Annotated in this window: 13 protein-coding genes; all 13 read right to left on the minus strand. The window is 30.1% G+C overall.

The features are described from left to right. Positions 1-21 precede the first annotated feature (21 nt). The 13 genes from ACKTSI_RS04440 to ACKTSI_RS04500 all read right to left on the minus strand — a co-directional run bounded on the left by ACKTSI_RS04440 (position 22) and on the right by ACKTSI_RS04500 (position 12961). Positions 22-1419 (minus strand): hypothetical protein, encoded by a 1398-nt coding sequence (locus tag ACKTSI_RS04440; RefSeq protein WP_407862580.1) that lies wholly within the window; start codon positions 1417-1419, stop codon positions 22-24. Further along, positions 1409-2887 carry a cell wall metabolism sensor histidine kinase WalK gene (locus tag ACKTSI_RS04445; RefSeq protein WP_288868508.1) on the minus strand — a complete coding sequence of 493 codons (1479 nt, stop codon included), beginning with the start codon at positions 2885-2887 and terminating at the stop codon, positions 1409-1411. The genes ACKTSI_RS04440 and ACKTSI_RS04445 overlap by 11 nt, the downstream gene beginning before the upstream one ends. Beyond that, the gene (locus ACKTSI_RS04450; RefSeq protein ID WP_288868509.1) at positions 2872-3555 is read right to left on the minus strand and encodes a response regulator transcription factor; all 684 of its coding nucleotides are present in this window, start codon (positions 3553-3555) and stop codon (positions 2872-2874) included. The genes ACKTSI_RS04445 and ACKTSI_RS04450 overlap by 16 nt, the downstream gene beginning before the upstream one ends. A gap of 130 nt (positions 3556-3685) precedes the next feature. Next, the gene (fdhF, locus tag ACKTSI_RS04455) at positions 3686-6439 is read right to left on the minus strand and encodes a formate dehydrogenase subunit alpha (RefSeq protein WP_407863125.1); all 2754 of its coding nucleotides are present in this window, start codon (positions 6437-6439) and stop codon (positions 3686-3688) included. A 25-nt stretch (positions 6440-6464) separates the two neighbouring features. Further along, positions 6465-8060 carry an NADH-ubiquinone oxidoreductase-F iron-sulfur binding region domain-containing protein gene (locus ACKTSI_RS04460; RefSeq protein WP_407862581.1) on the minus strand — a complete coding sequence of 532 codons (1596 nt, stop codon included), beginning with the start codon at positions 8058-8060 and terminating at the stop codon, positions 6465-6467. 10 nt (positions 8061-8070) lie between these two features. Further along, entirely contained in the window at positions 8071-8556 is a 486-nt protein-coding gene (locus tag ACKTSI_RS04465) for an NAD(P)H-dependent oxidoreductase subunit E (RefSeq protein WP_068472085.1), read from the minus strand. Between the two features lie 703 nt (positions 8557-9259). Continuing rightward, a complete protein-coding gene (locus ACKTSI_RS04470; protein ID WP_068472083.1) occupies positions 9260-9535 on the minus strand; it encodes an HPr family phosphocarrier protein in 276 nt (91 codons plus the stop codon). Between the two features lie 195 nt (positions 9536-9730). Then, positions 9731-10426: a 50S ribosomal protein L1 gene (rplA, locus tag ACKTSI_RS04475; RefSeq protein WP_068472081.1), complete on the minus strand. Its 696-nt coding sequence runs from the start codon at positions 10424-10426 to the stop codon at positions 9731-9733. Between the two features lie 45 nt (positions 10427-10471). Further along, the gene (gene rplK / locus ACKTSI_RS04480; protein WP_201275811.1) at positions 10472-10897 is read right to left on the minus strand and encodes a 50S ribosomal protein L11; all 426 of its coding nucleotides are present in this window, start codon (positions 10895-10897) and stop codon (positions 10472-10474) included. A gap of 98 nt (positions 10898-10995) precedes the next feature. Next, complete coding sequence (gene nusG / locus ACKTSI_RS04485; protein WP_068472077.1) at positions 10996-11535, minus strand: transcription termination/antitermination protein NusG; 540 nt, start codon at positions 11533-11535, stop codon at positions 10996-10998. 34 nt (positions 11536-11569) lie between these two features. Then, positions 11570-11773 (minus strand): preprotein translocase subunit SecE, encoded by a 204-nt coding sequence (gene secE, locus ACKTSI_RS04490; protein ID WP_201275810.1) that lies wholly within the window; start codon positions 11771-11773, stop codon positions 11570-11572. Between the two features lie 22 nt (positions 11774-11795). Beyond that, positions 11796-11945, minus strand: coding sequence for a 50S ribosomal protein L33 (rpmG, locus tag ACKTSI_RS04495; protein ID WP_009372623.1), 150 nt, complete (start codon positions 11943-11945; stop codon positions 11796-11798). 344 nt (positions 11946-12289) lie between these two features. Then, a complete protein-coding gene (locus ACKTSI_RS04500) occupies positions 12290-12961 on the minus strand; it encodes an ABC transporter ATP-binding protein (RefSeq protein ID WP_407862582.1) in 672 nt (223 codons plus the stop codon).

Here is a 12961-nt window from a genome sequence, read left to right on the forward strand (position 1 = left end):
TATATTATTCATAGAGATTTTTTATATAGTTTTTTTCAATTCTAATTGTTTAATTTTTAAAAATTCATTATAAGTTAATTCACTACTAATCGCGCTTTCCCATTGAAAATTAACAACTTCTCTTCTACTATTTAAGCTAATTGTAGAAATTGGCAAAGTTTCGATTTTCTGATTTTTTATCCCATATACGGATATATCATCTGCAGTCAAAATTACTATCATACTTTCATCAGGAGAAATAAAATAATCTAAAACATTTTTAGCCTTTTCTTTTACTTTTATTTTTGAAATTTTACTCGATTTATTCGAAAAAATATTAACTTTAGGTATTAAATCTAAATTAATCTCACTAGAAATAAAATTATTATGTGAATAATTATTTAAAATACCTTTAAAAACCCAGCCAAAATTATTTCTCTTAACTCCAAAATTTCTCATATCAAAAGAAGTGATATTTTCACTTGAATACCCAAGTTTTCTTATCTTATTAAAATATGCCTGTTCTCCTCTATCTCCGGCAATATCTTTTATTGAAATTTTATTTTCATCAGACAAGCTATTGATATTATATATAGAATAATTTTTTTTGCTTGTATCTGTATTATAAGATTCAACACTTATATAATTTTCACTTAAAAAATTTATAGTAGCGTTTTTTATATCCAATATCTTTTTTTCAGAATTATTTTCATAATCATCAGAAATATAAATTTTATCGCCAATCGAATTAGCGATAAAAAATTTATTTTTATTATTTATAAATAGCCCTGACGCCTTGTTTATAGTTATCTTTTTTTCTCCATTTTTTCTAATTAACAAAGTTTCATAATCGACATTACCCGTTCCTACACTTTTAAGACCTATCAAAAAAGATATATCTTTTTTCTTAGAAACATCTTCCGTGCCGGAATCTCCAATCAATTTTTCTTCAACATCAAAAGAAACTCTTTCAAAAACATAATATTTCTTATTGTAAATTGTAGAAATTTTATTTTCATCTATAACAATAAATTCTTTATAAAAGTTTTTTTCATCTCTTATAGAAACAACGGTAACTTCATCTGAATCAATTTTAATTTTATCAGTAATAACCCCGTTATACAATAAATAATTTTTAAAATTCAATCTTCTAAATTTAAACTTAGGATTATTTGTAGAAATTTTTTCAAAAGAAACAAAATTTTTGCTAACATACAATTTATCATCTTCACTTGTAGATTCACTTCCGTCGCTTATAGTGGTAACCGACTCCAACTTCCAAGTACCGGATATCAAAAGTGAATCAGACTTTGGCTCTAAAATCATAGAGTTTATATCTGTATATTTAAAAAAATTACCTCTTAAAACGAAAAACAGTAAAACAATTAATCCCAATAAGCTTATTCCTATACTGCTAAGTATTAATTTTTTATGTTTCATTTTGAATATCTCCTTTTTCAAGTGGTAACTCAACCCTAACTACTGTTCCCTTTTCTAAAACACTTCTTATAATCAAATTACCATTATGAGCTTTAACGATTTCTTCACAAATAGATAAGCCAAGACCTGTATGCGAATTGCTGTTTGAACCTTTATAAAATTTTCCTGTTACTAAAGAAATTTCTTCTTCCGAGATACCACAACCATTGTCTATAACTTCAACAACAGCCTTTTCACCTTCAATCTTTATATCAGTTAAAACAACTCCACCCTCATCAGTAAATTTCAAAGCATTATCTAAAATATTTATAAGGACTTGCTTAATTCTATCCCTATCAGCCATAACCATTACACTATTAGACTCATCATAATTTAAAATCATATCTATATTTTTAGCACTAGATTTTGGCATTAATTGTTTATTTATAAATAAACCAAGTTCATTAAGGTCTAACAATTCCTTATTCATTATGAGTCTTCCACTACTAAGTTCTGAGAAGTCCAAAAGCTCAGTAACCATATTACCAAGTCTATCACTTTCTTTTTCTATGATAATCAACCCATCCTCTAAAAGTTTATTCCCTTTAGCCTCAGATTGTAAAGTAAAAGCCCAACCTTTTATTACAGTTAGAGGAGTTCTAAGCTCATGGGAAATACTTGAAATAAAGTCCTTTTTAAGTTGTTCTTTTTTAATCAAGTTTTCACTCATTAAATTCATTGTACTTCCAAGTTGAGAAATCTCATAATCCCCAACTTCATCGGCTTTTTCGTGTAGCCTACCGTCAGCCAAATTCAAAGCTACATTAGTAAGCTTTTGAATAGGATAAACTATTTTACCACTCATAAAAACACTTATACTTATAGCGATAACTAAAACAAAAAATCCAAACAAGAAAAATACCAGATATCTTTGAGTAATCATATTATCTATATTTTCCATTGATATTATAAATCTTGCAATACCAATCTGTTCACTACCATTATTAAGTGGAATAGATACAGCTAATTCATTATTTTTAGAAATTAAATTTTTATAAATACTAGAACCATTACTTCCATTTTTAGCAGAATCAACATCGCCACTTGTTAAAACTTTTCCTATCTCATTGCCATTAACAGTATCCAATAGTACTTTCCCTGAGTTATTCAAAATCTGAACTTCTGCATTTACTTCACTATAAAACTCTTCAGAATCATCTAAAACCAACTCAGACAGACTGGAATTAGCCAAATGAATTTCATATAACTTCGCACTATATTTTGCCTGACTTTGAATGATTCCTGTAACTCCGGAATAATAATAATTTTTTATTGTAAAGACTAAAAAAATTTCAAAAAATATTACAATTAAAGCAATAATCCAGAAAAATTGAGTCATTATTCTAATTCTTAAAGATTTCTTCAAAAAAAGTTCCTTAAGATTACTAAATTTTTCAACTAATTTACCATATCTTAGTTTGAATTCCATCTATAACCCGTCCCCCAAACAGTTTCAATATACTTTGGTTTACTTGAATTATCTTCAATCTTAGCTCTAAGACGTCTTATATTAACATCTACTATTTTAATATCCCCTTCGAAATCTTCACCCCAAGTCATATTCAAAAGTTCATTTCTTGAAAATGCTCTTCCCGGATTAGAAACAAAAATAGTAACCATTGCAAGTTCTGTTGGTGTAAGTTCTATTTCTTTACCTTCTTTATAAAAAGTTTTAGAATACAAATCCAATTTAAAAGGATAAATATTAATTAAATCACTATTATTTTGGATTGAATCTATACGTCTTATCAAAGATTTAATTCTTAAAATAAGCTCAACAGGATTAAATGGTTTGCTCAAATAATCGTCGGTACCACTTTCTAATCCATTAATTCTATCAACATCTTGAGTTTTTGCAGTAAGCATTATTATACCAATCTTAGGAAGTTTTTCTCTTAAAATTTTACAAACTTCAAAACCGTCTATTCCTGGTAACATTATATCCAAAATAACAACTTGTGGATTGTATTTTAAAGCAAGTTCTACACCTTTTTCTCCACTTTCAGCCTCTAAAACTTCAAAACCTTCTCTTTCAAGATTTATTTTTGTAAATAATCTAATATTATCTTCATCTTCAACTAATAAAATCTTATTCATAATTTTCTCCTTAAATAAAAATAAATATATTACTATAAGTATATATCAAATCTACACAAGTTTCAACAAAAAACAGATTTAAACATAAAAAAAGTTGAAGAACAAGTCTTCAACTTTTAATACTTTTCAATTAAACTATTTCTTCAACCAATTCATTTAAGTCAATGAATTTTTCACTTTTCAATCCTTTATCAAGTTTATTTACTTTCTTGATATTAACAGCAGTTACTTTATATTCTGCTGTTTTTGCGATTGGATCATAGTGTGAACTTGTTAGTTGGTTAACCGGTGTTTCAGAGAAGTGGAAAGTCATATACATAAGTCCTTCTTTTACTCTGTCTGTAATTTTAGCTCTACCAACAACGCTTCCTCTTCTTGAAGTTACTCTAACAAAATCTCCATTTTCTATATCATGTTTTTCAGCATCTTCTTTTGAAATTTCAATCAATTCATAAGGTTGAATAGCATCTAATGCATTTGAATATCTAGTCATTACATTGTAATGATATAATGCTCTACCTGTTGTAAGAATGATAGGATATTCTTCATTTTCAAGTTCTTTTGGTCCTTCATATTCAACTGGTACCATAAGAGCTTTAGGGCCTCTCACAAATTTACCTTTGTGTAAATATGGTGTTCCTGGATCATTTTCATCATAGCATGGCCATTGAATACCATTTTCTTTATCTATTCTATCATAAGTTATACCTCTGTATGTAGGCATTACTTTTCTTATATCATTAAATACATCTTCTGATGTTTTAAAATCAAATCCCTTAGCTCCAAGTCTTCTTGCTATATCAGCTAATATTTCCCAGTCAACACGAGCTTGTCCCGGAGCGTCAACAGCTTTTCTAACTCTTTGTAATCTTCTTTCAGAAGCTGTAAATGTTCCATCTTTTTCTGCATAACAAGTAGCCGGTAATACAACATCTGCAATTTTTGCAGTTTCAGTTAAGTTAATATCTTGAACTACTAAAAAGTCCAAATTACCCATAGCATGTTTAACATGGTTTGCATCAGGGTCTGAAAGTATTGGATCTTCTCCCATTACATACATCGCTTTAAGTTTTCCTTCAACAGCTTCATCTAACATTTCCGGAATTCTAAGACCCAATTTTCTATTTAATTTAGTTCCCCAAAGTTCTTCAAATAATAAAGCATCTTTTTCTTCAACAACTTTTCTATATCCAGGATAATAATTTGGAAGAGCTGCCACATCACATGCTCCTTGTACATTGTTTTGACCACGCATTGGGTTTATACCGCCACCTTTTTTACCGATATATCCACAAACAAGTCCAAGGTTTGAAAGATTCATTACATTAGAAGTACCTGTTGTATGTTCTGTTATTCCAAGTGTATAGTAAATTGCAGCAACATTTACTCCTGCGAACATCCTTGCAGCTTTATAGATTTGTTCAACTGGAAGAGTTGTAATTTTACTTACAAGTTCAGGAGTATATTTTTCTACAATTTCTTTAACATTTTCAAATCCTTCAACTCTTTCTTTTACATATTCTTTATCATAAAGTTCTTCTTTTATGATGATATGTAACATTCCATTTATTAAAGCGGCATCTGTACCTGATTTTAAAGAAAGATGTAAGTCCGCTTCTCTTGCAATCTCAGTTTTTCTAGGATCAACAACTATAAGTTTAGTTCCTTTTCTGTGAGATTGTTGCATTTTATTTCCAATTATAGGGTGGGCTTCTGTTGAGTTTGACCCAATAACAAACATTAAATCTGTATCAAAAACTTCATTAACTGTGTTTGTCATTGCTCCTTCTCCAAGTGTTGTTGCAAGACCTGCAACTGTAGGAGCATGTCAGGTTCTCGCACAGTGGTCAACGTTGTTTGTTCCAACAGCCACACGCATCATCTTTTGGAATGTATAGTTATCTTCATTACAAGTTCTAGCAGAAGATAATCCAGCAATAGCATCCGGACCATAATTTTGTTTTATTTCGTTAAACTTATCAACAATTAAACTAAGTGCTTCATCCCAAGTTGCTTTTTCAAAAACACCATTTCTTTTAATCAATGGGTCAGTAAGTCTATCTTTACTATTGATTAAGTCAACATGAAATCTTCCTTTAACACAAAGTTGTGTTCCATTTATAGGAGAATCTTCATTTGGAGTAACACCAATAACTTTTCCGGTTCTAGTATTAACATTTAAATCAAAGTTACAACCAGTACCACAGAAAGGACAAGTTGTTCTAACTTTTTTAATTTCCCATGGTCTAGTTCCCATTAATTGCTTATTAAGTAAAGCACCTGTTGGACAAACACTGATACATTGTCCACAGAATCTACAATTTTCTGTATTTAAATCTAAATTTTTATGTGTTCCTATACGAGCGGCAAAACCTCTATCTACAAAATCAATAGCACCTGTAATTTGAACGTCTTGACAAACTCTAACACATTTACCACAAAGGATACATTTGTTTTGATTTCTAATCATAACAGGATTGTTAGCATCAATTTCATGATTTTGAACTTCACCAATCCAAGTACCTTCTTTCATTCCATATCTATAACAATATTCTTGTAATTTACAATTTCCAACCATCTCACAAGTCAAACAATCACTTGGGTGATTAGAGAATAGTAAATCTAAAATATTTCTTCTTATTTTTGTTAATTTTTCACTTTCAGTATTAACAACCATACCTTCTTTAGCAAGTGTAGAACAAGCAGTTTCTAACTTTCTACTTCCTTCAATTTCTACAACACACATTCTACAACCGGCAAAGGCAGTAAGGCTTTTTTCATAACACAAGTTAGGAATATCAACTCCAACTTTTTTAGCAGCCTCAATGATAGTAGTTCCTTTTTCAACACTAACATTTTTGCCATTTATAGTTAAATTAATCATATTAGCCATAATATACCTCCTGAACCTATCTTCTGATTATAGCATTAACTGGACAGGCATCTTCACAAGAGCCACATTTAACACATTTAGAAGGTTCAATAACATGTAATTCCTTTTGAACACCAGTAATACAGTCAACTGGACAAGCTTTAGCACATTTAGTACAGCCAACACATTTGTCTGTAATAAAGAACTCAAGAAGTGATTGACAAACTCCGGCAGGACATTTCTTATCATAAATATGAGCCTCATACTCATTTCTAAAATAATGAAGTGTACTTACTACTGGGTTTGCAGCAGTTTGTCCAAGACCACAAAGAGATGCAACAGTAATAGTCTCTGAAAGGTCTTCAAGTCTTTCAATATCTCCGTCTTCACCTTTACCGGAAGTTATTTTTTCCAATAATTCTAACATTCTCTTTGTACCTTCTCTACAAGGAACACATTTACCACAAGATTCTTCAACAGTAAAGTCCAAGAAAAATCTAGCGATGTCAACCATACAGTCAGTTTCGTCCATAACAACCATACCACCTGAACCCATAATAGAACCGATTTTCGCAAGAGAACCGAAATCTACCGGAGTATCAAAGTAATCAGTCGGAATACAACCACCTGATGGTCCACCAGTTTGTACAGCTTTTACTTTTTTATCATTACCGGTACCACCACCGATACCATATACAATTTCATTAATAGTAGTACCCATAGGAACTTCAACAAGACCTGCATTTGCAACCTTACCTACAAGAGCAAATACCTTAGTTCCTGAACTATCTTCTGTTCCGATTGATCTATACCAATCAGAACCCTTATCCAAAATTTGTGGAACATTTGCAAAAGTTTCAACATTATTTAAAACTGTAGGTTTTTGGAATAAACCTTTAACAGTTGTTCTGTAAACCTTAGTTCTAGGCATACCACGTTTACCTTCAATAGATTCAATAAGAGCAGTACCTTCACCACAAACAAACGCTCCGGCACCAAGTCTTAATTCAATATGGAAATTAAAATCTGTTCCCATAATATTATCGCCAAGAAGATTTTCATCTTCAGCTTTTTTAATAGCCTCTCTTAAGTTTACAACAGCCTTAGGATATTCAGCTCTAACGTAAATAAAACCTCTATCAGCCCCTATTGCATAACCACAGATTGCCATTCCTTCCAATACTGAATGTGGGTCACCTTCAAGGATAGACCTATCCATGAATGCACCAGGGTCACCTTCATCGGCATTACATACAACATATTTTTGCCCTGCAGGTTGTTGCATAGCACCTTCCCACTTTCTACCAGTAGGGAAACCTGCACCACCACGTCCTCTAAGACCTGAATTTTTCATTTCATTAACTACATCTTCAGGAGCATAACTACTAATAACTTTAGCTAAAGCATAGTAACCACCTAAAGCAACATATTCTTTTACACTATGTTCGTCAACAATACCAAAATTCTTTAAAGCAATTCTAGTTTGTTTTTCAAAAAACTCCCCTTTTAGACGAATACCATTTTCGTCAATTATGTACTTATCAGGTTCTTGTTTTAACCTTTCAATCAATAGAGGATAGTTTTCTTCTTTGATAGTATCTAATAATTTCATATCAACTTCAGTCTTTATCATAAAATCACCCCTATTTATACTTTCTCATTATTCTTCTAATGTCTGCCTTTTTAATATAAGCATAAACATCTTCATTTATTGTAACTACAGGAGCTAAGTTACATTCCCCGATACAACGAGTTTGAGCAACAGAGAATTTTAAATCTTCACTTGTTCCACCAACAGCTACCCCTATTCTATCGCAGAACTCGTCTAAAATTTCTTGAGCACCTTTTACATAGCAAGCAGTTCCCATACAAACAGAAACTTGGTACTTACCTTTTGGAATGAATGAAAATTGTGAATAAAAAGTCGCCACTCCAAAAACTTTAGCAGGAAATATCTTCATTCTCTTTGCTATCAAATCCATAATTTCTTCTGGAAGATAACCAAAAATACTTTGAGCTTCCTGTAAAACCGGCATCAACGCTCCGGGAATGTCTTTTTTCTTATCGATAAATTCACAAAGTTCATTTATCTTGTCTTGATTTTCTTCAACATTAAAAACAAAAGCCATAATTTGCCTCCTTTTAAAAAGTTTAGAAAAACCATATAAAGAATATAAAAAATAAATAGTATATGTTTTTTTAAACATTAAGTATTAAATTGTAAAGTCTAAAAATATAAATATGTACTCATTCTAGTATATAACTAATATACGGTTATTCTTTGTGAAATATAGTCAGTAATCAGACTTTCTCTCACTTAAAGTATAGCAAAATTTATAAGATTTTTCAAGCATTTAGGTTATGAAGTATTAAAAATTTTGACGTTTTTTCAAAAGAAATATTTTATCTAAACGGCTATTTTGATAATTTTAATAACAATTAAATTTAATTTAGTTTAATAGACAATACAAAAACTTAAATTTTTATCAAAACAAAAAAATTAAAAATTTTTTTCAAAAAAACATTGTATAAAACTAAAAAATATTTTTTACTAATTTTTTATATTATTAATAAAAAATTTTTATATAAAAAATCTAAATTATTTTTAAAATATATTCATTTAAAATACAATACTATATCTATCTAATAGTAATAAGACACAAAATATGGGCAAAAAAAATACTGGGTTAACCAGTATTAGAGTGCAGACAAAGCATTAGTTTTGTCTGCAATCTAAAAATCCCTTTTTAGGGATTTTTTTATGATATAAATTTAAAATAATTTAAGTTATCTTAGCAGAAATTTTTTTACTATATTTAATTTATATGCAGATTAAATAGTATAATACTCTCTCAAGTCTTGTTTAAAGAAAGCTGTTAAACAAACTATTGCTTGTTTCTCGTCATCTCCCGTTATTTCTATTTCTATCTCTTCCCCATTTCCTACTTGCATGGATAAAATACTTAAAATACTTTTTCCATTATATCTATTATTATCTTTTATTAAAATAATATCTGAATTGAATTTTACTGAATTTCGTAAAAACATAGAAGCTACTCTAGCATTAAGTCCAATCTCTGAATTAACTACAACCTTTTCCTTTAACATATTTACCTCCTTTATTTTTTAATTCTTTAATTTAGATTATATCAAAAAAATATAGAAAAGTCCATATATAAAAAGAATATTTTTCAAAAAACTTTTTGATAAATTTAAAATACATTTTTTAATAATGTTTTCATACTAAAAACATCATCTAAAATTTTCACATAAAAAAAGACACCCTAAGGTGTCTTAATATAATTATTCTCCTAATCTTGTAGAAGCTAATTTAATTCCAGGTCCCATTGTTGTAGCAATAGAAACTGATCTTAAATATTTTCCTTTTGCTGCGGCTGGTTTAGCTTTAATAATAGCAGAAATTAATGTTCTTAAGTTTTCTTCAATCTTTTCTGCTCCGAAAGAAACTTTTCCTACAGGGCAGTGAACGATATTAGCTTTATCAACTCTGTATTCTACTTTACCAGCTTTAATTTCTTTAATAGCATTAGCTACATCAAATGTAACTGTTCCTGATTTAGGGTTTGGCATTAAACCTTTAGGTCCTAAAACTTTACCAATTCTACCAACAACACCCATCATATCAGGAGTTGCAACAATTACGTCAAATTCAAACCAGTTTTCATTTTGAATTTTTTGAATGTAATCATCTCCACCAACATAATCAGCACCGGCATCTTTAGCTTCTTGAGCTTTGTTTTCTTTACATAAAACTAAAACTCTTAAAGTTTTACCAGTTCCGTGAGGTAATACTACTGTACCTCTAACTTGTTGGTCAGCGTGTCTTGAGTCAACACCTAACTTAACATGTAATTCTACTGTTTCATCAAATTTTGCAGTTGAAGTTTTAATCGCTAAATCACATGCTTCTTTTAAATCGTATAAATTTGTTTTGTCTATTAATTTTAAACTTTCTAAATATTTTTTACCTTTTTTCATTTATATCCTCCTTGTGGTGTTCGCTTATTTTGCTCCCACTTAATATTACTCTTCTACAGTTATTCCCATACTTCTAGCAGTACCTTTAACCATACTGATAGCTGCTTCAATGCTTGCTGCATTTAAGTCCGGCATTTTAACTTCTGCTATTTCTCTAACTTGTTCTTTAGTTAAATTACCAACTTTATCTCTGTTTGGTACTTTTGAACCTGATTCAATACCTAATTTTTTCTTAATTAATACAGGTACTGGTGGAGTCTTAGTGATGAATGTAAATGATCTATCTTGGTAAACAGTCAACACAACCGGAATAATTAAACCAACTTGGTCAGCTGTTCTTGCGTTAAATTCTTTTGTAAATTGCATTATATTTACACCATGAGGTCCAAGTGCAGTACCTACTGGTGGAGCAGGTGTTGCCTTTCCTGCTGGAATTTGTAATTTTACTAATGCTTGTACTTTTTTAGCCATTTTATAGTTCCTCCTTAAAAACTAATGTGGTTTTCGGGTGCTAAACCCCTCCCACTCTCGTATATCTCTGTTTTGAATATTTCAAATTATCTTCAAATTTAATTTTTTACAACGTCGCTAAAGTCTAATTCAGCAAGTGTATCTCTTCCAAATAAAGAAACGAAAGCTTTTAATTTACCATTTTCTGGAGATACCTCTATTACCTTAGCAGTTAAATCTTTAAATGCTCCATCTATAATTGTAATAGAATCTCCTTCGTTTATATCCACATCATTATATGGTTTTGTTGAAACTCCTAAAGCCTCAACTTCTTGTTCTGATAATGGCACAGGTTTATTTCCTGAACCAACAAATCCAGTTACTCCTCTAGTATTTCTAACTAAATACCAAGAAATATCTGTAATTATCATTTTTACTAAAACATATCCCGGAAATAGTTGTCTTTCTTTAATCTTTCCAGTTTCTGTTTCTTCCTTAACCGTTGGAACAACAACTTCAAATATATCAATGTCATTACCACGATTAATAACTAATTTTTCGATATTAGCCTTCACTTTGTTTTCGTGTCCAGAATATGTATGTACCACATACCATCTGGCCTCTTTTTCTTTAATATCCTTTAATTCTTCTGTTGTCATATAAAGCGGACTAAAGTCCTTCCCTCCTTAATAATTAATGGATAATTAAACCTAACAATCTTTTTAATACATTATCTAATCCCCAAATCATAGTTGAGCTGATTATAGATATTGCAACTACTGCAAGGCTATAATAAAAAACACTTTTTTTAGAAGGCCAAACAATTTTTTTGAATTCATGACGAACTCCACGCATAAAGCTAGACTTTGCTTGCTTTTGTTCAGTAGTTTTTGCCATACTACTCTCCTCCATTTCCTAACTATTTTGTTTCTCTGTGAAGAGTGTGTTTTTTACAAAACTTACAATATTTGTTTAACTCAATTCTGTTAGTAGTAACTTTCTTGTTTTTCTTAGTATTGTAGTTTCTGTTTTTACATTCTGTACATGCTAATACAACTTTATCTCTCATGGAAACACCTCCTTGAAAACCAAATTTGAACATAACTATACATCATATTCCTCATAAGATAATAACATAAAGACATTACAATGTCAAGTATTTTAGATTATTTTTTATAACACCTCATAATACAAAACACGAATTAAAATTACTAAAGTTAAGTAAAGTATTGCACAGTCGATTGTTCCCAAATTGAAAATTTGGACAATCTTTGCCTCAGACCTACTATGTTTGCAAGCAAACAAGTTAGGGCTAGATTGACTTCGCTACGCTACGCTCAGTATGACTCTTACGAGTACCTTAAAGGCATAAAAAACTGATTAATTCAAAATTAATCAGTTTTTTAGATTATATTAAATATTTTTTCCTTCTGTTATTTTTCCTGAGGACATTGTGTATGTTTTATCTGAATATTCTAAACAAGCAAGGTCGTGTGTAACAAGTATGATTGTAGTGTTATTGTCCTTGTTTATCTTCTTTAAAATTCCCAAAACTTCTTTTGTGTTTTCAATATCCAAATCGGAAGTCGGCTCATCTGCAAGAATTACTTTTGGGTGGTTCATCAAAGCTCTTGCGATTGTAACTCTTCTAAGCTCTCCTCCTGATAGTTCTCTTGGATAAGAATTTTCTAAATGTTCTATTCCCAATTCTTTTAAAAGATATCTTCCACGTCCAACAGCATCGCCTTCTCTTTTACTTAAAAAGAAAGGTAAACAAACATTGTCCAAAACATTAAGTGTTGATAATGTTACCGTTGATTGTGGAACAAATCCTATTGAATCATTTCTTATAAATGACTTTTCATCATCTGAAAGAGAACTTATCTCTTTATCGTCAAGAAATACTTTACCACTTGTTGGACTTAATATCCCTGAAATTATATTTAAAAGAGTTGATTTTCCACTTCCGGATTTACCAATAATTGTAATAAATTCACCATCATTTATTTCCAAATTAACATCATCTAAAGCATTAAATTCTTTTGCTCTAACATAAGTTTTATATAAATTTTCAATCTTTAGCAT

It is taken from the genome of Parvimonas parva (genome assembly GCF_045866535.1).
In the GTDB taxonomy this organism is placed as follows: domain Bacteria; phylum Bacillota; class Clostridia; order Tissierellales; family Peptoniphilaceae; genus Parvimonas; species Parvimonas parva.